This window comes from Mycobacterium appelbergii (assembly GCF_032883035.1).
GTDB lineage: Bacteria > Actinomycetota > Actinomycetes > Mycobacteriales > Mycobacteriaceae > Mycobacterium > Mycobacterium appelbergii.
Genome location: NZ_JAMQTH010000001.1, coordinates 89648 through 113626, shown reverse-complemented (window position 1 = coordinate 113626; position 23979 = coordinate 89648). Strand labels below are relative to the sequence as shown.

2 protein-coding genes are annotated in these 23979 nt (G+C 68.3%); one reads left to right on the top strand and one right to left on the bottom strand.

Features of this window, described 5'->3' with window-relative positions:
• Positions 1–14 precede the first annotated feature (14 nt).
• Entirely contained in the window at positions 15–22727 is a 22713-nt protein-coding gene (locus M1247_RS00435) for a non-ribosomal peptide synthetase (protein ID WP_317154286.1), read from the top strand.
• A gap of 31 nt (positions 22728–22758) precedes the next feature.
• Here the strand turns inward: M1247_RS00435 and M1247_RS00430 are convergent, their stop codons facing one another.
• Positions 22759–23667 (bottom strand): iron-siderophore ABC transporter substrate-binding protein, encoded by a 909-nt coding sequence (locus tag M1247_RS00430; RefSeq protein ID WP_410506800.1) that lies wholly within the window; start codon positions 23665–23667, stop codon positions 22759–22761.
• Positions 23668–23979 lie beyond the last annotated feature (312 nt).

Below are 23979 nucleotides of genomic sequence, written 5' to 3'. Positions count from 1 at the left end.
GAGGTTGCTCGCACGTGACCGCAGACGCATTGGACATCACTGAGCTTCTGGAACAGTGGAACAACCATTCGACGCCGGAGTCGACGTCAACGGTACCGGCGCTGTTCTCCGCCCAGTGCGCCTCCACCCCTGACGCCATCGCGGTCGTCGACGGCGACCGCAGGCTGACCTACCGGGAACTCGAACAGCGTGTCGCCCAACTGGCCCACACCGTGCGCACGGTGACCGAGGCCGTCCCGGAATCCGTTGTGGCGATCGGTGTTCCCCGCTCGGCGGAAATGGTCGTCGGCGTACTGGCCGCCATGATCGCCGGGGCGGCATTCGTGCCGCTCGACCCGACCTGGCCGCTGCACCGGCGCGGCCAGGTGCTGGCCGATTCCGGCGCGGTCGCCGCGGTCATCGCCACCGACGACGAATCCGGCTGGGACGTCCCGACGCTGCGCGTCGATCTGTCCGACTGGCGTTTCGCCGAGGCCCCGACCGTGCTGCCGGTCAACGAGGTGCAGCCGACTCAGCTTGCCTACGTCATCTTCACCTCGGGTTCGACGGGGAAGCCCAAGGGCGCGATGATCCGGCACGAGGCGATCGCCGAACGTCTGCTGTGGCAGCGCGATCAGATCCTGCACTTCGGCAAACACGACCACACCGATGCGTCGCTGTTCAAAGCACCGCTGTCATTCGACATCTCGGTGAACGAGATCCTGCTGCCGCTCGCCAGCGGCGGCAGGGTCGTGGTAGCCGTGCCCGATGGGGAGAAAGATCCCGAGTACCTGCTCGAGCTCATCCGGACCGAGCAGGTCACCTTCGTCTACCTGGTGTCGTCGATGCTCGACACCCTGCTGGAACTCGACCGGATCGCCCAGGCAGACGGTGCGCCCAGTTCGCTGACCTCGTTGCGTCACGTGTGGTGCGGCGGTGAGGTGTTGACTCCCGGTCTGTTCGCCCGATTCCGCCGCCAGTTGTCCACCACGCTGTACCACGGATACGGGCCTGCGGAGGCGACAATCGGTGTCTCCCATGTGATCTACCGGGACACCGCCGAGCGGATCGCGACCTCGATCGGTAAGCCGAATCCGCACACCCAACTGTATGTGCTCGACGATGACATGCGTCCGGTGCCACCGGGAGTCGGCGGCGAGCTGTACGCCGCCGGATTCCTGCTGGGCCGAGGGTACGTCAACGCGGCATCGCTGACGGCCTCCCGGTTTGTCGCGAACCCGTTCGACGACACCGGCTCTCGCATGTACCGCACAGGTGATCTGGCCCGGTGGACCGCTGACGGCTCGTTGGAGTTCCTCGGCCGTGCCGACAATCAGGTGAAGATCGGCGGCAGGCGGATCGAGCTCGAGGAAATCGAGTCACAGCTGGCCGATCACCCCGCGGTCCGGCAGGCCGTCGTCGACGTGCATCGCCAGGGCGGCGCCGAGCTGCTCGTCGGCTACGTCGTGACGGTCGACGGCACCGCCAACGACGCCGCACTGCACGGCGAGATCACCGACTGGTGCCATACCCGCCTGCCCGGATACCTGGTGCCCAAGATGTTCGTCGCACTGGACCGGGTGCCGGTCACCGCCAACGGCAAAACCGATCGCCGGGCCTTGCCCGCACCCGAGGTGGCCCGGTCCCGGACGGTCAGTCCCCCGCGGACTCCGCGAGAAACGGTGCTGTGCCAGGCCTTCGCCGATGCCCTCGACATCGCCGCCGTCGGAGTCGACGAGGACTTCTTCGCGCTCGGCGGCGACAGCATCGTCGCGATCCGGGTGGTCAGCCGGGTTCGCGCCAACGGGTACTCGCTGCGGCCACGCGACATGTTCGCCCACCGCACGGTGGCAGCCCTGGCCCCGCTACTCGTCGAGTCGGGAGCCGATGCCGATATCGACGTGGTCGGACCGACCGGTGCCGTGGCGGCCACGCCCATCCTGCGCTGGCTCGACGAGGTGGGTGCTTCCGCGTCGGTGTTGAACGGCTTCTACCAGGGCATGTCACTGGTCACCCCGGCCGACCTCGACGGCGACACCTTGCGGACCGTGCTGGACGCGACGTTGCGCCGCCACCCCGCATTGTGGGCGTCGACCGGCGCGGGCGCGGCCGAACTGCAGATCGCTGACAGGGCACCGGAATTCGAGGTTGTCACCACGGATTGCGCCGACGACCTGGCGCCGGCCGTCGCGCGTACCGCCGAGCGCCTCGTCGAACGCCTGGACCCCGCGAACGGGGTCATGACCGGGTTCGGCTGGGTCCGGCGCCGGGGGGCCCCGGGCAGGCTGGTCGTGATCGCGCACCACATCGTCATCGACGGGGTGTCCCTGCGAATCCTGGCCGATGATCTGGCCACCGCCCACCGGCTGGCCACCACGGGCGGGCGTGTCGACCTTCCCGCCGAGAACACCTCGTGGCGTGCCTGGGCACAGCAACTGGCCGACGCCACGGCCACGGGCAACTTCGAACCTGATCGCGACTACTGGCAACACGTGTGCGCCGTCTCCGAAAAGCCGTGGGGGGACCGACCGCTCGACCCCACCCGCGACACCGTGGCCACCGAGTCCCGGCTGACCGTCGAACTGCCCGCCGCCGTTACCGATACGCTCCTGACGGCGGTACCGAACCGGATCCACGGCCACGTCAACGATGCTCTGGTGACGGCGCTGTACCTCGCGCTGCGGCAGTGGCTCGCCGACCGCGGTCACGCGGGTGACGGCACCCTGCTGGTCGAGATGGAGGGACACGGCCGCGAGGGACACCTCGTCGGGGACGTCGATCTGTCGAACACGGTCGGATGGTTCACCACGCTGTACCCCGTCGCACTCGGGGGCACGGGTTTCGATTGGCGAACAGCACTTTCCGGCGGTCCGCAGCTGGGCGCGGCGGTGCGGGCGGTCAAGGATCAGTTGCGCGCCGTTCCGTCGCACGGGCTCAGTTACGGGGCATTGCGCTACCTGCCCGCGGCCGCCGCGGAGCTCGCCGCCGCACCACAGGTGCTGTTCAATTACCTGGGCCGGTTCGATGCACCCGACCGCCCGTGGGCGTTTGCCGACGATGACGTCGCGGTCCTGGAGGACCGTGACCCTGCCATGCCGCTCCCCCGGCTGCTGGAGATCAACGCCGAAGCGGTCAATACCGCCGCGGGCCCTGTGCTGCGCGCATCCTTCAGCTGGCCTTCGGGAGCGGTCGCGGAATCGGAGATCGCCACCCTCGCGCGCAACTGGAGCGAGCTGCTCACCACGATCGCCGGCAGCGAGCATGTCAGCGGGCACAGTGTGTCCGACTTCTCCGCGGTCACCCTCGATCCGCAGGACGTCACCGAGCTGGAACGGCGCTACCCGGGGCTGACCGACGTCCTGCCGCTCACGTCGGCCCAGCAGGGCATCTACTTCCACTCCACCTTCAGCCGCCGACACGATCCCTATGTGGTGCAACAGATCGTCGACATCACCGGGCCGCTCGACATCGAACGGTTCCAGGGCGCCACCGAGACCGTCGCCGCACGGCACCGGGCGCTGTCGGCGGCTTTCACGACGCTGTCCGACGGCACCCCGGTCGCGGTCCACGCCGCGGTCATCGCGCCGGACTTCGACGTGGTCGATGCGCGGACCGCGGCTGACCCGGCCGCGGTCATCGCCCAGCGGGCCCAGTGGGAACGCAACCGGCGGTTCAACCTCGCTGCGGCGCCGCTGACCCGCTACACCCTGGTCCGCCGCGCCGACGAGCTGCACACCATGATCCAGACGGTGCACCACATCGTTGCCGACGGATGGTCGGTGCCGATCGTGCTCGACGACCTGCTGACCGCGTACACAGGAGACGACTTCGACCGTCCGGCACCGCAGTTCGGCCGATTCGTGGACTGGCTCGGCGACCGTGACGAGGCCGCCGATCAGTCGGCCTGGGCCACGGTACTCGACGGTATCGCCGAGCCCACCCGGGTGGCCATCGCGGACGGGGCCCGCGGCCGGGAGTCCGGGACGGGCTTCGGTACCCGCACCGTGACGTTGTTGCCCCGCAGCGCGGCAACTTCCGCGGCGGGCCGCGCGGCAGTCACCGTGGGTACCCTCCTGCACACCGCGTGGGGTCTCACCGTGGGCCGGCTGACCGGCCGCGACGACGTCGTCTTCGGGACCGTCGTCTCGGGCCGGGGCGGCGACATCGAGGGCATCGAGTCCATGGTCGGCCTGCTGGTCAACACCGTGCCGGTGCGCGTGCGCTGGTCTGGAACCGACACCGGCGCCGAGGTGGCGACGCGGCTCGCCCGCATCGAATCCGATGTCGTCGAACATCATCACCTGCCGTTGCCCGAGGCACACCGCCTGGCCGGCGTCGGCGAACTGTTCGACTCCCTGGTGGTGATCGAGAATCTCGGCGCCTCAACGCATTCGCGCGGCGACCTCAGGTTGGGTGACATCGGTGTGGTCGAGGCGCCGCATTATCCGTTGACGCTGATGATCACGGTCCGCGACACGATCAGCGTGACGGTCACCAACGACCGTCAACACGTCTCCGACGTCTTCGCCGAGGCTGCTGCCGGTGCATTCGGCGAGGTCCTGGCGGCCCTGGCGGCCGATCCCACGGTGCTGTCCGGCGATATCGCGCTGGCACACCCGACCGATCCGGAGACCGCGGGTCCCGTGCCGGAGACCACCACCGCGCTCCTCGCCGACGCCATCCGTGCGCACCGCGACGAAACCGCGATTGTCACCGGTGACACCGAGTGGACATTCGCCGAATTGGATGCCCGCGCAGCCGCGTTCGCCCGTGAACTCACCGAGGCCGGTGTGCGACGCGGCGACGTGGTGGCACTGGCGATGACCCGGTCGGCCGATCTGGTCGCCGCGATGTGGGCCACCATTTCCGCCGGCGCCGCCTATCTGCCGGTGGACCTTTCGTATCCCCGCGCCCGCATCGAATTCATGCTGCACCACGCACGCCCCGGTGCGGTCATTGTCGACGCGGCCGGCCGCGCCGCGGTGTCCGGGCTGCTGCCCGAGGGCACCGTCACACTGTCGGCCACCGACAGAGCGGACCGCGGCGACGGGTTCACCCCCGTCCCGGTCGGCCCGGCCGATGCGGTGTCGGTGCTCTACACCTCAGGATCCACCGGAGAACCCAAGGCCGTGGTGGGAACCCATGGCGCCCTGGCGAACCGGCTGGCGTGGGCGATGACTGACTGGCCCGCAGCCGTCCGGGTCGCCAAGAGTTCACTGTCGTTCATCGACGGCACCACCGAGCTGCTCGCCGGGCTGGCCGCGGGCGCCCGCACGATCCTCGCCGGCGACGACGAGGTCCGCGACGGACGCCGCCTCGCCGAACTGGTCGCCACCCACGATGTCGGTCAGCTGGTCGCGGTGCCGTCGCTGGCCGCTGCGCTCGCCGATGAGCACGCCACGGACATCGCGGCGCTCCACCGCTGGATCCTCAGTGGCGAACCGCTGGAACCAGCACACGTCACCGCGCTGCGCACAGCCTGCCCGAGCGCAGAACTGATCAACTCCTACGGATCCTCCGAAGTCGCCGGTGACGTCCTCGCCGGCGTGCAGGACGATGCGGGCATCACCCTCGGCGTCCCGGTGCCCGGTGTGACCATCCGGATCCTCGACGAGAGGCTGGCCGACCTACCGCCCGGAGTGATCGGCGAGATCTACGTCGGCGGCAGGCAATTGGCCCGCGGTTATCTGCATCGGGCCGGTCAGACCGCGAGCCGGTTCGTCGCTGCCGCGGATGGTCAGCGGATGTACCGCACCGGTGATCTCGGGGCACTGCTGCCCGACGGGCAGGTGACCTTCGCCGGACGCGCGGACGGCCAGCTCAAGATCAACGGGCACCGCGTCGAACCCGGTGAGGTCGAGGCCGCGCTGGCCCGCCGACCCGGTGTGCGCGACGCGGCTGTCATCGGCAACGGGACGGTGCTGGCGGCTTTCGTGGTGCTCGACCCGGAATCCCCCGGGCCCGAGGCTGTGCTCGAGAGCGTCGCCGCGGAGCTGCCTCGGCACCTGGTGCCGAGCTCCATCCAGGCGGTCCACGCGATTGCGTTGCTGCCCAACGGCAAGCGGGACACCGCGGCCCTGCGTGCACTGATCGGCGCGACGAGGCCGGGTGGGGACGCGATGGTGGCCCCTGCCGACGAGGTGCAGCGTGCAATCCTCGAGGTGCTGGCCGGTGTCCTGGGCCGCGACAGCGTCAGCGCCGACGCGGACTTTTTCGCCATGGGCGGTGACAGCATCGCCGCCATCCGAGTCACCAGCCGGTTGGCGCGCGCGGGCTACCACGTCGCAGGGGAGGACATCTTCCGTGGTCGCAGCGCCATCGGAGTGGCCGCCCTGCTCGGCGACAACACCGTGGGTCACGGCCTCGAGCAGGCCGGTGAGCCGATCGTGCCGTTCAGCACGGTACGGCTGTCGCCCGAGACGGTCGAACGGATGTGCTCGACCGGTGCGGTCGAGGACATCTGGGCGATGTCACCGCTGCAGCAGGGCGTCTATTACCAGAGCACCCTTGCCGATTCGGGGCCCACGTACATCGCGCAGAACACGTTCGAGTTCGACCGCAGGATCGAACTCGACGCGATGCAGCGCGCCTTCACCGCGCTGCTGAGCAGGCATCCGCAGTTGCGGGTCGGCTTCCACACCGTCGAGCACGTCGAGGCCGAGCCGGTGGCAGGCGCGACCGCGCTCGCGCAGGTGGTGATCACCGATCCGCCGTCCGACATCACTGTCCTTGACCTGTCCGACCACGAATCCGACGACGCCGCACAGCGCATCGTCGACGCCGATCGCCGCACGCCGTTCGACGTCACCGCACCGCCGTTGCTTCGGCTCACGGTCATCCGGCTGCCCGGTGGTCGCGACCGGATGCTCCTGACCTACCACTTCCTGCTGTTCGACGGGTGGTCGCGCGAGCTGGTGCTGCGGGAGTTGTTCGCGCTGTACGACTCTGATGCCCGGCACGGAGCGGTGCAGCCCCACGGCGAGCTGGTGGTGCGGCATCTGCATTGGCTGGCTGCGGACGGGGACCCGGAAACGTCAGGGGCCTCGGTGGCCTGGCGCGACCTGTTGGCCGGCCTGGGCGGACCGACGCTGGCCAGCGGTGTGGAGCCCGGCCATCCGGACGCCACCCCGGCCGAGGAGCCGGGGCGGCTCGTGGTGACGGTGCCCCGTCACGTCACCGAGCAACTGAACGCGTGCGCGGCGGCCCATGGAGTCACCCTCAACGCGGTGGTGACGGCCGCGGTGGCGCTGGTGACCGGTTACCACGCGGGCACCACCGATGTGGTGATCGGCACGACCGTCGCCGGACGACCGGGGGAACTGGTCGGTATCGACGAGACGATCGGGCTGTTTCTCAACACGGTGCCGGTGCGGGTCGACGTGTCGCCCGCACAGCCCGCTTCGGCGGCGATCCGTGACATCGGCGAGCAACGCATTTCGATGATGCGCCACGACCATCTCGGGCTCGGCCAGATCCAGCGGGCCGCAGGGGATTCCGCAGGCGCGCTGTTCGATTCGCTGTTGGTGCTGCAGAACTTCCTCGACGACGATACGTTCACCGACCTCGAGGCGCGGCACGGCATCGTCGGTGTCAGCTATCACGACACCACCCACTTCCCGCTGACCTGGGTACTGACCCCGGGCGCCGAACTGACGATCAAACTTGAGCACCGCGTGATCGGTGATGCGCGGGCAGCCGAGATGGTCGGGCAGCTGCAGACGGTACTGACGACCATCGCCGGACAACCCGACGTGGCGGTGGGCGCCGTCGACCTGGTCGACCGGACCCGGCGCACCGAGCTGGAGCGGCGGTGGTCATCGACCACTCGACCGGTCGAGCCGGTCACCATCGCCGAACTGCTGGCCCGTCGCGCCGAACTGATCCCGGAAGACATCGCACTGGTCTTCGGATCGGAGTCGGTGACCTACCGCGAGTTCGACGAGCGGGTGTCGGGGATGGCCCGCTACCTGTGCCGGCACGGTGCGGCCCCGGAGACGTTCGTGGCACTGGCGTTGCCGCGTTCCATCGACATGGTCGTCGCGTTGTTCGCGGTGCTGCGCGCAGGCGCGGCCTACCTGCCGCTGGAACTGGACCTCCCGATCGAACGCCTGCGGACCATCGTCGATGACGCGCGGCCGGTTCTGCTGGTGACCACCGGTGACCACACCGAGCTGATCGACTGTGCGCGCCGCCACGGCAGCCGGGTCATCACCGCCGACGATCCGGAAACCGTTGCCGCCCTGGCAGAAACCCCACGTCAGCCGTTGAGCGCGGACGAACTCGGCGATTTCGCCTCGGGTGAACCGCGTCTGGGACATCCGGCGTACCTGATCTACACCTCGGGTTCGACCGGGGTACCGAAAGGCGTACTCACCGGGTATGCGGGCTTGACGAACATGTACTTCAACCACCGCGAGGCGATCTTCGACCCGACGGTGCGACGGGCCGCGTCGCCCGACCCACTGCGCATCGCGCACACCGTGTCGTTCTCCTTCGACATGTCCTGGGAGGAGCTGTTCTGGCTCGTCGAAGGACATCAGGTGCACATTTGCGACGAGGAACTGCGCCGCGATGCGCCTGCCCTGGTCGCCTACTGCCACGAGCATCGCGTGGACGTCATCAACGTCACCCCGACGTACGCACACCACCTACTGGACTCCGGACTGCTGGGCGATGCGGACAGCGGCCACCCGCCCGCGCTGGTGCTGTTGGGCGGTGAGGCCGTCGGTGACGGCGTGTGGTCAACACTGCGTGATCATCCCGAATCGGCGGGTTACAACCTCTACGGCCCGACCGAGTACACCATCAACACCCTCGGCGGCGGCACCGACGACAGTGTGACACCCACTGTCGGCCGGCCGATCTGGAATACCAGGGGCTACATCCTGGACGCTGCGCTGCGGCCGGTGCCCGACGGCGCCACCGGTGAGCTCTACATCGCCGGCATCGGCTTGGCCCGCGGCTACCATCACCGCGCGGGTCTGACAGCCGCCGCCATGGTCGCCGACCCCTACGTCCCGGGCGGCCGGATGTACCGCACAGGTGACCTGGTGCGCTTGCGTCCCGGCAGTGCCGAACCCGGAATCCTCGACTATCTCGGCCGTGCCGACGATCAGGTGAAGATCCGCGGTTACCGCGTCGAACTCGGCGAGATCGAATCTGTCCTCGCGACCGCAGCAGGGGTCGCGCGCTGCGCAGTCGTGGCCCGGCCCGACGGGTCCACTCCCCCGGTGAAAACACTTGCTGCTTACGTGATTCCGACGACACCACGAGCCGACGAAGCGGACTTCATCACCGGACTACGCGCCCACCTGGCCGATGTCCTGCCCGGCTACATGGTGCCGACGCGGTACGGCATCGTCGGGGCACTGCCGCTGACCATCAACGGCAAGCTGGATGTGGCTGCCTTGCCCGAACCCGTTGCGGCCACCCGCGCGGCCACGCGTGAACCGCGTAGCGCCGCCGAATCGACATTGCTCGAGATCGTCGCCGCAGTGCTGGGCATTGACGGCGTCGGCGTGGACGACGACTTCTTCACCCTCGGCGGTGACAGCATCTCCTCGATCGCGGTGTGCGGCCGGGCGCGCAAGGCCGGGCTGGCCATTTCGCCGCGCGACGTGTTCCGCCGCCGCAGTGTCGCCGCGCTGGCCGCCGCGGCCGGGAGCACCGCCCCGGTGCACACCGCCGCGCCCGATACGGGCGTCGGGGCGGTGACCGCGACTCCGATGCTCGCCGAGACGAGGCTGGCGGGCACCCCGCTGACGAACTTCTACCAGGCGATGGTGCTGGCCACGCCTGCCGGAATCAGCGCTGAATCCGTCGAACTGGTGGTGCGGGCCGTCGTCGACACCCACGCCATGCTGCGCGCCCGGCTCGAGGTTGCCGAGGGTGGCTGGACGTTGACCGTGCCGGAAACCGCCGAACCGGTGACGCTCACCGTCCACCCCGGCGGACTCAGCGCTGCGGGCATCGAGGAGGCCAAGGCCGGCGCGGCCGCCGAACTCGCACCGCAGGACGGCACCATGGTCCGCGCGGTGTGGTTCGACACTCCGGGCGCGAGCGGCCAGCTGCTGCTCGTCATCCACCACCTGGTGATCGACGGGGTGTCCTGGCGCATCATCGCCGAGGATCTGGCCCGCGCCTGGGACGCCCTCACCGAGGGGCGGCCGGCCACACTCGATGCCGTACCGACCTCATTCCGAACCTGGTCGGCAGCCATCGCGGCGACGCGTTTCGCCGAGACCGGATACTGGAACGAGGTGCTGGCCACCCCTGATCCCGATCTCGGGATCCGACCGCTGGACCCCGAAGTCGACACCGCCGCAACCGTAAAGAGCCATCAGGTGTCGTTGTCGGCGGAGGTCAGCACGGCGCTGCTGGCGTCGGTTCCTGCCGCGATGTTCGGTGGCGTGAACGACGTACTGCTCACGGCGCTCGCAGTGGCGCTGGCGCAGTGGCGTGCGGACCGCGGGCATCCGGGTCACAGCGCCGCGCTGCTCAACATCGAGGGGCACGGGCGCGAATCCGAGCTGGTGGCAGGCGATCTCGATCTGTCGCGGACCATCGGCTGGTTCACCGCGATCTATCCGGCATGTGTCGATCCCGGCAGGCTGACCTGGGACGAGGTCCTCGGCGCCGGTCCGGAATTGGCGGCGGCGACCAAGGCGGTCAAGGACCAACTGCGCGCAATCCCCAGCCGTGGCCTGGGCTACGGCGCGCTGCGCTATCTCGACGACACGAAACCGCTACGCGGCAAGCCGCCGCAGATCCTGTTCAACTACCTCGGCCGGTTCTCCGGAGGAGGCGGCAAGGACTGGCAGCCGGTCGCAGGAATCGGCGCGCTGAGCGAGGGCGTGGACCCGAGCAATCCCGCGGTGGCACTGGAGATCAACGCACTTGCCGAGGACCGGCCCGACGGCACGGTACTCACGATGGCGTTGGCATGGCCGGGCGGCTTGCTCGACACCGACGATGTCACCGAACTGGCGTCGATGTGGGCCCAGGTGCTCGAGGCGTTGACCCGGTGTGAGGAGCTGACCGGGCACACGCCGTCGGACTTCGGGTTGATCGACATCAGCCAGGCCGATATCGACGAGTGGGAGCAGAGCGGCGCAATCGACGACGTGCTGCCGTTGTTGCCCCTACAGGAGGGCATGTACTTCCACAACGTTTTCGGCGGCGCCGACCCGCAGCAATCACAGGTGGACACCTACCGCGTGCAGCAGATCGCCGAACTGTCCGGCCCGGTGGACCCGGAAACGCTGCGCTCGAGCCTGGCTGCGGTCATGCAGCGTCACCAGGCGCTACGGGCCGGCTTCCAGGAACTTTCCGACGGCAGGCTCGCCCAGGTGATCTGGTCGGAGATCCCCGTCGATTTCGAGGTCGTCGATGGCGATGACGTCGTTGTGGAAGACATTGCCGCAGCGCGGTTGTCACGCCCGTTCGCGCTGTCCGAGGCGCCGCTGGTGCGGTACACGCTGGTGCGGTCGGGTGTCGATGACTACCGGTTGATCCAGACGATGCATCACATCATCGCCGACGGCTGGTCATATCCGGTGTTGTTCGGCGACGTCGTCGACCTCTACAACGCGGCCATCGGTGTCGGCACCGGACCGCGAGCGGTCACCGTGACCCTGCGCGACCACGTCGAGGCCGTCACCGGTGGTGACCGCGACTCGGCCCGTCAAGCGTGGGCGACCGCGCTGGCCCGTATCGAACCGACCACGCTGCTCCCGCGGACCGAAGGGCACACCGTGGGCGAGCATCGAAGCGTCGTCCGCCGGTTGTCACCCGACCTGACCGCTGCGCTGATCCGGACGGCCCGCGACCGCGGCCTCACCGTCGGGACGGTGCTGCACGGTGCCTGGGGGCTGCTGCTGGGCAGGCTTCTCGGCCGCACCCGGGTGGTGTTCGGATCCACCGTCTCGGGCCGCGGCGGTGAGTTGGCCGGCACCGATTCCATTGTCGGGCTGTTGATCAACACTATTCCGGTGCCGATGTCGTGGGATCGGGACAGCACGCTGGCGTCGACCCTGGTGGATCTGCAGAACCAGCAGAGCGCGCTGCTCGATGCGCAGCAACTCGGACTGGCCGAGTTGGCGCGGCTCGCCGGCGTCCGGGAATTCTTCGACACCATGGTGGTGGTCGAGAACTTCCCGACGACCAGCTCGGCCACGCACACCGACCCCCGCGCCGTCGAGTTCCGCGGATTCACCGGAACCGATTCCCCGCACTACCCGGTGTCTTTCGTGGCTTACGTCGACGACGAGCTCGCCCTCGAGATCAAGTACGACGCGGCCGTGGTAACCGGCACCCAGGCCGACCGTTATGCCGAACGGGTGGAGCGCATCCTGGGCGTGTTCGCCGAGCATCCCGACCACCCGGTCAGCGGTATCGAGTTGCGCACTGCGGCCGAGCTCGAGTTCGTCGCAGGTGGACAGTCCCGGCCTGGTCCGGACCGCACCCTCGACGACATCTTCGCCGCGGCCGTGCGCCGATCACCGGACGCCGTCGCGGTCGGCTGCGGTGCCGACCGCCTCACGTACGCAGATCTCGATGCGCGCGCATCGGCGGTGGCTGCCACGCTCACCGAGCGCGGTGTGCGAGCGGAATCCCGCGTGGCGGTCGCGCTTGGGCGGTCGGCGGATCTGATCGTCGGGCTGCTCGCGGTGATCAAGGCCGGCGGCACGTATGTGCCGCTCGACATCCACTCGCCGCCCGCACGCCTTAAGCACATCCTGGATGACTCGGCACCGGTGTGTGTCCTGACCAATGTCGACATCCACCTGCCGGATTCGGATGTCCCGCAGGTCCTCCTGACCGAGGCCGCCCAACGGCCGGAGACGCTACGGCCCACGCCGGCCGCAATATCGGCTGACAACACCGCCTACGTCATCTACACCTCCGGCTCCACCGGTGTGCCCAAAGGCGTTGCGGTCACCCACCGCAATGTTGCCGCGTTGTTCGCCGGCACTGCCGCAAGCGCCGTGGCGCCGTTCGACTTCGGGCCGGACGACGTCTGGACGATGTTCCATTCCGCGGCGTTCGACTTCTCGGTCTGGGAGCTGTGGGGACCGTTGCTGCACGGCGGCCGGCTGGTGATCGTCGAGCAGGACGTGGCGCGCGATCCGGACCGCTTCACCGAACTGCTGGCGACCGAGCGGGTCACCGTGCTCAACCAGACCCCGTCGGCGTTCTACCCGTTGATCGAGGCGGACCGGCGCCTGCAACCGGATCTCGCCCTGCGCTATGTGATCTTCGGTGGAGAGGCGCTCGACGTCGGGAGGCTCGCACCCTGGTACGAGCGGCACGCCGCCAACACTCCCCGACTGGTCAACATGTACGGCATCACCGAGACCTGCGTACACGTCTCGGTCCGCGCGCTCGAGCCTGCCGATACCGCCGAAGCCGACAGTGTGATCGGTGGGCCCATCCCCGGGCTGCGAATCCATCTGCTGGACAACAATCTCCAGCCGGTGCCCGCCGGCGTGGTGGGCGAGATGTATATCGCGGGCGGGCAGGTGGCACGCGGCTACGCCGGCCGGGCGGGCCTGACCGCGTCACGATTCGTGGCGAACCCCTTCGACGCCGACGGTGAACGGCTGTACCGCAGTGGTGATACCGCGATGTGGACAGACACCGGAGAACTCGTCTACCTCGGCCGGTCCGACGCGCAGGTCAAGGTCCGTGGATACCGCATCGAGCTCGGTGAGGTCGAGTCGGCGCTGGCCACCCTGCCCGGCGTGTCCAATGCGGCAGCCGATGTGCGCCGCGACGACACCGGGCGCGCCCGGCTGATCGGGTACCTCGTCGGCCCCGAGCACCTCGATATCGCCGGACTTCGAACGGAACTCACACAACGACTCCCCGACTACATGGTGCCGTCGGCACTGGTGACGCTCGACGCGCTACCCCTGACCGTCAACGGGAAGTTGGACCGGTCGGCCCTACCGGCGCCGGCGCCGGCGCCGACTCCGCAACCTGCCGCCGGCAGCGCCCCTGCCGACACCGCAGCACTGCTCGCATCGCTGTGCACCGAGATCCTCGGTACCGAGGTGGGTCTCGAAGACGACTTCTTCACCGTGGGTGGCGACAGCATCGTCGCGATCCAGCTCGTCAACCGGGCGCGACGCCACGGCGTGCGGATCACCCCGCAGCAGGTCTTCATCCAGCGGACGCCGTCCGCCCTGGCCGAGGCAGCCGGTGTGCCCGCCGCGGACAGCACCGCATCCGACGACCCGGGTCCCGATCTGGGCGAGGTCATGCTGACACCGATCGTGCAGCGTCTCGCCGAACTCGGCGGCTCCGTGACACGGTTGAATCAGGCCGAGCTGTTGCGCACCCCCGCGGGGCTGACCACCCAGCAGCTCGAAGCGGCGATCAACGCCGTTATCGGGCGTCACGACGCGTTACGGATCCGGCTGCACCGCCCGGCACCGATGCTGTGGTCGCTGGAAACCACGGCGGAAGCGGCGATTTCGGTGACCCGGGTGGCGGCCGGCAGCCTGGACGACGATCAGCTGCACGCCGCCATCAGCGAGCAGTCCGATGCCGCCGCCGACCGGCTGGACCCCGAGGCGGGCGTGATCGTGGCCGCCGTGTGGTTCGACCTCGGACCCGACCGCCAGGGCAGGCTCGTGCTGGTTGCGCACCATCTGGCCGTCGACGGGGTGTCCTGGCGCATCCTGATCGACGACCTGGCCGAAGCCTCGCGCCAGGCGATGGCGGGGCAACGCATCGTCCTGCCACCGGTCACCACCTCGCTCCGGTCCTATGCCCGCACCGTCAACGAGAACGCCCAGCATGCCGCGCGGCTCACCGAGTTCGAGCACTGGACCTCGGTACTGACGCCGGGTGGCGAGCTCGACCCGCAGGCCAATGTCGTGACACTGACGGTGGGTGACACCCGGGAACACGAGGTACGCCTCACCGCAGCGGAAACGGTGCCCCTGCTGACCACCGTCCCGGCCGCGGCGAACGCTGACGTGACCGAAACTCTGGTGGCAGCCCTGCATCTGGCGGCAACCCGCTGGCGTGCCGCGCGCGGCGGCGTACCGGATGCGCCGCTTGTACTCGACCTGGAGCGGCATGGCCGCGACGGGTGGGGTGCGGAACTGGACCTGTCGCGGACCGTCGGTTGGTTCACCTCGATCGCACCGGTCCGGCTGCCCGCGATCAACTCCGCCGATGCGGCCGACCACCTGGGCGTCCTCAAAGAGGTCAAGGAACGGCTGCGCGCCGCGCCTGACGGTGGACTCGGGTTCGGTCAACTGCGCTACTGCAACCCCCGAACCGCTGCCGCGCTCGGCCGCCTACCCGCACCCCAGTTGCTGTTCAACTACCTGGGGCGCTGGGCCGCCGACGCCGCAGACGACTGGGCGTCGGCACCGGAGGTCGACGCGCTGCGCACCGGGCCCGACCCGGACCTGGGCACGCCGTATCTGGTTGAGATCAACGCGATCTGCGACGAAACCGTCGACGGCCCGCGGCTGCGTGCGACGTTGACCTATGCGGACGGTGAACTGAGTGCGGACGCGGTCGCCGACCTGGCAGCAGGTTGGGTTGCCGCACTGCGGGAACTGGGCGCCATGGCCGCCGCCGCGGATGCGTCGGCCGCGCTGACACCGTCCGACGTGGCGCTGGTCAAGCTGTCCCAGCAGGAGATCGACCGGGTCACCGCGGCGGCACCCGTCGATGTGCAGACCATCTGGCCGCTGTCACCGCTGCAGGAGGGGGTGTACTTCCAGGCGCGTTACGCGGCCGCCGCGGTCTACATCGTGCAGAACGTGTTCGACTTCGCCGAACCGATCGATGTCGGGGCGCTGCGCAGTGCCTACACCACGGTGATGCAACGAAACACGGTGCTGCGGTCCGGTTTCTATGCCGACGACCTGCCGCAACCGGTGGCCGTCATCGCGGCCGATCCGGTGTGCGAGCCGCAGGTGGTCGACCTGACCGGGCTGGAGCCGGCGCCGCTGTCCGATCGGGTCGCCCAGCTCACCGCCGATGACCGGTTGCGCACGTTCGACCTCACCGCCCCGCCCCTGGCGCGGATGACGGTGATCCGGACCGGCGACCATGACCGGCTGATCTTCAGCTACCACTTCCTGCTACTGGACGGGTGGTCTCGCGAACAGTTGCTCCGCGAGTTGTTCGCCGAGTACACCGCCGCTCGGCACGGCCACCGGGCGAATGTGCCCGAGCCCACCGTGGATTTCACCGACTACCTGCGGTGGCTGACCGATCGGGATCGGGCCGAGTCGGCGCGGCACTGGGTGGCGGCCCTGGACGATCTTCCCGCACCCACGCTGCTGGTGCCCGCCGCGGCGGGCACCGCTCCGACATTGGCGTTGCGTCTCGATTTCACGCTCACCGAGGAACAGTCAGCGGCGCTGACCACCGCGGCCCGCGCCGCGGGGGTCACGCTGAACGCGATGATCAGCACCGCACTGGCGCTGGTACTGGCCTACGAAACCGGCTCTGAAGATGTGGTTTTCGGCTCCACGGTGGCAGGACGGCCCACCGACCTCGAGGGCATCGATTCGGTGATCGGGCTGTTCCTCAACACCGTGCCCACCCGGGTCCGCCTCGACCCGGCCCGCTCGGTGACCGACACCGTGGGCGCGGTCCAAACCGACCGTCTGAACCTGATGGATCACGAGTACCTCGGACTCGGCGACATCCAGCGGGCACTGGTCGCGGCCGACCGGGACAACGGCGCCCTGGCGGGTGGAGGGGCACTGTTCGACAGCCTGTACGTGCTGCAGAACTTCCTCGATGACGACACGTTCACCGACATGGAGACCGAACACGGCATCGTCGGGCACGATTCGATCGATGCGTCGCACTACCCGCTGACCTGGGTCGCCTCCCCCGGCCGGCGCCTGTGGGTGAAGCTCGAGTACCGCCCGGATGTGGTGGACCGCCCGTACGCCCAGAACCTGCTGGACCGGTTGCGCCAGGTGCTGCTCCAGCTGAGTGAAACCGATTGCGGGCAGACCCCATTGGCCGCGCTCGAACTGGTGCTCCCGGCCGAGCGCGACGCGATGGCCACCCGCGACGCCGCAACCGACCACGAGTTGCCTGCCGCGACGGTCATGGACCTGCTCGCGGACCGGGCCGGTCGGTCCGCGGAACTGACCGCGCTGGTCTGCGGCGACGAGCGTGTCGATTACCACCAGCTCAACATTCGCGTCAACCGGCTGGCGTGGTTCCTGCGCGACAGTGGAATAGGACCGGAAAGCACTGTTGCACTGGCAGTTCCACGATCGATCGACGCCGTGGTGGCATTGTTCGCGGTGCTGCGCGCGGGAGCCGCCTACCTGCCGCTGGAACTGGACTATCCCGACGATCGGCTGGCGGTCATGCTCGCCGATGCGCGGCCGGTGTGTGTGCTGGCGACCCGGTCGACGGCAGGACGTATCGCCGGTGTCACGTCCGGTGCAGGCCCGGTGGTGGTCCTCGACGGTCCAGAACTGTCGGCGACGCTGAAGACGGTCCGCTCCGATTGGGACGGGTACTCCCCCGGGCCCGACCAGCCGGCCTATGTGATCTACACATCCGGGTCGACCGGCAAACCGAAGGGTGTCGTCACGCCGCATCGCGGGTTGACCAACATGCACCTCAACCATCGCGAGGCGATGTTCGCGCCGGCCATCGCCAAGGCCGGCGGCAGGCGGCTCAAGATCGCCCACACCGTGTCGTTCTCCTTCGACATGTCCTGGGAAGAACTGTTGTGGCTCATCGAAGGTCACGAAGTCCACATCTGCGACGAGATGCTGCGCCGCGACGCCACCGCGCTGGTGAAGTACTGCCACGCCCGTGAGATCGACGTTGTCAACGTGACGCCGACATATGCGGCAGTGTTGTTCGAGGAGGGGCTGCTCGATGCCGGCGGTCACCCGCCGGTGCTGGTACTGCTCGGCGGTGAGGCCGTGTCGGCAACGGTGTGGAACCGTTTGCGCGACAGTGATTTCTGGTACGGCTACAACCTGTACGGCCCCACTGAATACACCATCAACACCCTTGGCGGGGGCACCGACGACAGTGCGTCACCGACGGTCGGCAAGCCGATCTGGAACACCAGGGCACACATCCTCGACAGCTGGCTGCGGCCGGTGCCCGACGGGGTCTCCGGTGAGCTCTATATCGCCGGTGCGGGCCTGGCCCGGGGCTACCTCGGCAAGCCGGCGCTCAGTGCGGGCCGCTTTGTCGCGAACCCGTACGGGCCGGGACGCATGTATCGGACCGGTGATCTCGTGGTGCGCCGGCCCGACGGCAATCTCGACTTCCTCGGTCGCACCGACGATCAGGTCAAGATCCGTGGGTACCGGGTGGAACTCGGCGACATCGAAGCTGCGCTGACCGCCTATCCCGGTGTTGCGCAGGCCGCGGTGATCGCCCGCCCCGATCCGGTGACCGCGGGCTCGCACCGTCTGGTGGGTTATGTGGTGGCGGCCGCGGGGGCACCCCAGGATCTGATCGGCGAGCTGCGGACCCACCTGGTTGGCACGCTGCCGGGCTACATGGTGCCGAGTGCGCTGGCCACACTCGACGAGATCCCGCTCACCGACAACGGGAAACTCGATACCCGCGCCCTGCCCGAGGTGGCGGTGACGGGCCGGCAGAGCGCAGGCCGGGCACCGAGGTCTCCGGTCGAGGAGACGTTATGTGGCCTGTTCGGTGAGATTCTCGGTGTCGAAGCGGTCAGTATCGACGACGATTTCTTCGAGCTGGGTGGGCATTCCCTGCTGACGATCCGGTTGATCAGCCGGGTGCGCGCCGAGCTGGGCCACGAACTGTCTCTCGAGGACGTGTTCAACGCCCGAACCATCGCCGCGCTCGCACCGCACCTGGCCTCCGAACCGCCCGGCGGTGTCGTGGCGAGACCGGTACTCGTTGCCGGGCCGCGGCCGGAGCGTCTGCCCGCATCACCGGCGCAACAGCGCCTGCTCATACTCGATCGGCTCGGGGAAACCGGTACGGCCTACAACTATCCGCTGGTCTTTCGGGTCAGGGGCCCGCTGGATATCGACGCCCTGCACGACGCGCTGACCGACGTCGTCGATCGGCACGAGTCGCTGCGCACCATCTTCGAAGAGCGCGACGGCGTGTATCACCAGCGGATCCTGCCACGCGGAACGCGGCCACCGCTGCACCTCGTGGACTGTGCCGAGGCCGACACGGCGGCCGCCGTCGCCGCCGCTGTCGAGTACCGCTTCGACCTCAGCACCGAGATCCCGCTGCGGGCACAGGTGTTCCGGGCCGGCACAGACGATCACACGGTCGCGTTGCTGCTGCATCACATCGCAACCGACGAATGGTCGGACACCCCGTTCGTGGTCGATCTCGACAGGGCCTACCGGTCGCGGCGCGACGGCGCCGGCGCTCGGTTGCCCGATCTGGCGGTGCAATACGCGGACTACACGTTGTGGCAGCGCGAGCTGCTGGCGGCCGTCGGCGAGTCGCAACGAGAGTTCTGGCGTGCCGCGCTGTCCGGCGCACCCGACGAAATGACGCTGCCGACCGACCGGCCCCGACCTGCCAGACCCAGCGGTGCGGGCGGCACGGTCCGCATCGACGTGCCGCCCGAAATCGCGGTGGCGTTGCGCGGATTGGCCGGCGCACACCAGGTGAGCATGCTGATGGTGTTGCATGCCGCCGTCGCGGTCCTCGTGCACCGGCTCGGGGCGGGTGACGACATCGTGGTGGGCACACCGGTCGCGGGTCGCGACGATGCCGCGCTCGACGAGGTGATCGGCTTCTTCGTCAACACTGTCGTCCTGCGGGCGGACCTGACGGGCAATCCGTCGTTCGCCGAGTTGCTGGGCAGGCTCCGGACGGCGGACCTGGCGGCGTTCGCCCACCAGGACCTGCCGTTCGAGCGCCTCGTCGAGGAGCTGAACCCGCCGCGGGTGGCGGGCCGCAACCCGCTGTTCAACCTCTTCATCGGCTACCACCTGCGCGACGACTCGGACAGCGACATGTTCGGCTTACCGACACAGTGGTGTGAACCCGAGGTGTCGGCAGCGATGTTCGATCTCGGCTTCACCCTGATCGACCAGCGGGGCGACGAAAGCGCCGGCATCATGGCCGAATTCGCCACCGACCTGTTCGACGAGTCCTCGGTGCGGACACTGGCGCAGCGGCTCATCGCGATCTTCGGCGTGGTGGCGGGCAACGACACGGTCCGGGTCGGCGCCATCGAACTGCTGGGGCATGGCGAACGCGACGATCTGGTCATCGCCCGCAACCAGACTCACCGTGACGTCGAGTCGATGTCGTTGGGCGCATTGGTCTCCCGACAGGCGCAGCGGACACCGGCGGCGATCGCCGTCAGCCACGAGGGCCGGGAGTTGACCTACGGGGAACTCGACCAGTGGGCGGGCCGGCTGGCCGCGCAACTACTGGACCAGGGTGTACACCCTGGCGCGGTGGTGGGGGTTTCCCTGCCCAGATCGGTCGAACTGATCGTGGCGCTGCTGGCGGTCGCCAGATCGGGCGCGGCGTTCCTGCCGCTGGACCCGGAGTATCCACCGGATCGGTTGGCATACATGGTCTCCGATGCCAAGCCGGTGACGGTGCTCGACGATGCCGGTGTCGTGCGCGGCGCACGCGGGCGTTCGGCCGCGCCGACGCCTGCGGAGGTCGATCCGGCGGCCTGGGCATATGTGCTCTATACCTCGGGATCCACCGGGCGGCCGAAGGGCGTCGCGGTCGCGCACGCCGGGATCGTCAACCGGATCGCCTGGTTGCAGCACGCCTACCCGTTGACAGCGACCGATCGCATGCTGGTCAAGACGCCGATCAGCTTCGACACGTCGGTATGGGAGGTGTTCTGGCCACTGAGCACCGGGGCCACGCTGGTCGTGGCGAGATCAGGCGGCCATCGTGAGCCCGGCTACCTGGCTGAAACCATTGTCTCTCAGCGCATCACGGCCATCGACTTCGTTCCTTCGATGCTCGAGCTGTTCCTCGAGGAGGCACGCGCGGCGCACTGCACATCGCTGACCCGGGTCACCGTCGGCGGAGAGGCGCTCCCCACCGAGCTTGCGGCCCGGTTCGCCGACGTGTTCACCGACGCGCCGCTGCACAACCTGTACGGGCCCACCGAGGCGGCGGTGGACGTGCTGGGCTGGACCGCCGACGGCGGTCCGGTGGCCCTCGGCGTACCGGGATGGAATGTCCGTGCCTACGTGCTCGACGAGTACTTGAACCCGGTCCCGGCCGGGGCTCCCGGCGAGCTGTACCTGGCCGGTGTGCAGTTGGCCGACGGCTACCTGCACCGATCGGACCTCACGGCGCAGCGCTTCGTCGCGTGTCCGTACGGCACCGGTGAGCGCATGTACCGCACCGGTGACGTGGTCCGGTGGCGCCGCGACGGGCAACTGGAGTACCTCGGCCGGTCCGACGATCAGATCAAGCTGCGTGGTGTTCGGATCGAGCCGGGTGAGATCGAAGCGGTGCTCGGTACCCACCCGGCGGTGTCCTCGGCACGCGTCGTGGTCCGCGATGACCGCCTGGTCGCGTATTACCTGCCGGAAGCAGACACGCCACAGGTGACAGCCGATGCGTTGCGCGAACATGCCCTGGCCACACTGCCCAGCCACATGGTGCCTGCGGCATTCGTTGCGTTGTCGGTGTTTCCGCTCACGCCGAGCGGAAAGTTGGATCGTCGGGCGTTGCCGCACCCGCAGCTCGGCTCGAGCTCCGGGCGGCCGCCTACGACCGAGCGGCAACGGCAGCTGTGCGAACTGTTCTCGACTGTGCTCGGGGTCAGTGTCACCGGTATCGACGATGATTTCTTTGTCCTCGGCGGACATTCGTTGCTGTTGGTCAGGCTGGCAGCCGCACTGCGGCGGGTGTTCGCGGTCGAGATCCCGGTGGCGGAGCTGATGGTCGCGCCGACCGTGGCAGAGGTCGACGAGCGGCTGGACGCGGGCGGCGCCTTGGTGGACAGTCTTGCGCCGCTGTTGCCGTTGCGTCCGTCAGGAACCGACGCCCCGTTGTTCTGCGTCCATCCGGCCAGCGGACTCAGTTGGCAGTTCGCGGGCCTCAAGCGCTACCTACCGCAAGGTGTTCCGATCTACGGTCTGCAGTCACCACTGTTCTCCGGTGCCGGGTTGCCCGACACGATCGAGGAACTGGCATCCCGGTATGCCGATACCGTCGTTGCGGCGGCCCCCGACGGGCCCGTGCGGCTGCTCGGCTGGTCGTTCGGCGGTTCACTGGCACTGTTGATGGCCCGGGAGCTCACTCGACGCGGCCGTCAGGTCACCTTTGTCGGCATGCTCGACGCCCGTACCGACATCGTCGATGAGACTGCGGAATTCGACGCGCCCGCGGTGCTGGCAGGTCTGCTGCGTGAGATGGGATTCGCGGTGGACCCGGAGGTCAGGATGACCGTGGCGGACGCGGTGGCGCTGGTACGCGGCACCGACGATGCGGTCACCGTACTCGACGATGACCAGATCGCCATGGTCGTGGAGAACTATGTCGCCGCGGAGCGATTCACTGCGAACGCCGACTACGGCACCTATTCCGGTGATGTCTTCTTCGTGGACGCGACCACACTGGAAATGAATCTGATGGGCGTCGCCTCCGGTGGTTGGCGTAGCCATGTCTCCGGGGAGCTACGAGTGGTCGGACTCGATTGCCGCCACTCCGAGCTGATGGATTCCCAGGTCCTCGAGCGGTTGGGCCCGCTCATCGCCGAGCAGTTGGGCGAGACACCGATGCCCCGCCGCTGAGAGCGGCGGGGCATCGGAAAGCGGTTGTCTCTCAGGCGTCGGCGAGATCAGCCACCGGGCGTCCGTTGAGTGCGTTCGCGAGCTGTGGAGTCAGCACGTCGAGCGCGTAGAGCAGCGAATCCGGACCGCTGTAGGTCAGCGCATCACTCAGATTCGATTCGAAGTTGGTGTAGAGGGTACGGCCGTCGCGGACCACTCCGAGGCGACCGAACGCCGGGGAGGAGATCAGCTCATCCCTGGTGGCACCGTTGACGAAGAGCACATCACGGTCCAACAGCCCGAGTTTCTCCTCGCTGACGTCACCCACCACATCCTGCGTGTTGAAGCCGAGCGCGGTGAACAGTGACCGGCGCGGATCGTTGGCCCCGAGCAGGTAATGGCCCCCGTCGGCCGGTCCGAAGTCGACGACCAGGGTCTTGCCGTCGAACTCGGGATTGGATTTGCGCGCATCGTCGATGCGGCCCTGTACCTCACCCACCAGTTTCTTTGCCGCATCTTCTTTTCCGAGTGCCTTGCCGGTCGTCAGCAACTGGACGTCCCAGGGGGTTTCCTCATCCGGGTAGTCGGCGGACTGGATCACCGTGGGGGCGATCTGCGACAGCCGATCGTAGGTTTCCCTGTCGATCGTCTCGTAGATCGCGAGGATGAGGTCCGGTTTCTGCGCCGCGATCGCCTCGAAGTCGATCGAGTCGGCACCCCAGGTGGTGACGCCTTTGTCGTCGGTGGCTTGCTTGACCCATGGCAGATCGTTGTAGTTCTCCGAGAACTCGCGGGTGCTCACCGGCACGACACCGAGCGGCAGCACGTAATCCTGGTCGGTCCAGCCGACCGTGACCACCCGGCTCGGGTTGGCGGGAACCTTTGTCTCCCCGAACTTGTGGCTGATCGTCGTTGATGCGGCTTCGGTCGCGGTCGCCGGTTCCGAACCGCATGCGGTCATCACACCAGCAGCGATGACGACAGCGAAGATCGGCGCGACAGCGCGGCGCCACTTGGGTTTTTGAACGTTCACGCGCAGGTATCCCTCTCGTCGGCCCACCGGTCGACATTAGCTTAGGCTTGCATTAGTGCCAATACTTCGACGCTCCCAGGAAATCGGCAGCGGTTTGCCAGAAATGCATCTGCGGGGCCATGTCTCTACGGCGAAAGGCGCGGCGGGACAGTCGAAATGCAAGGCCTTGCAAGTGCACCCAAATAGGTTAGCCTTCGCTATGGAAAAGCTGTGGGGAGATGACTTGATCAGCTAGACCGA

Coding starts and splice junctions, on each gene's coding strand:
- M1247_RS00430 (WP_410506800.1), bottom strand. CDS start 23,667: ATGACCGCATGCGGTTCGGAACCGGCGACCGCGACCGAAGCCGCATCA.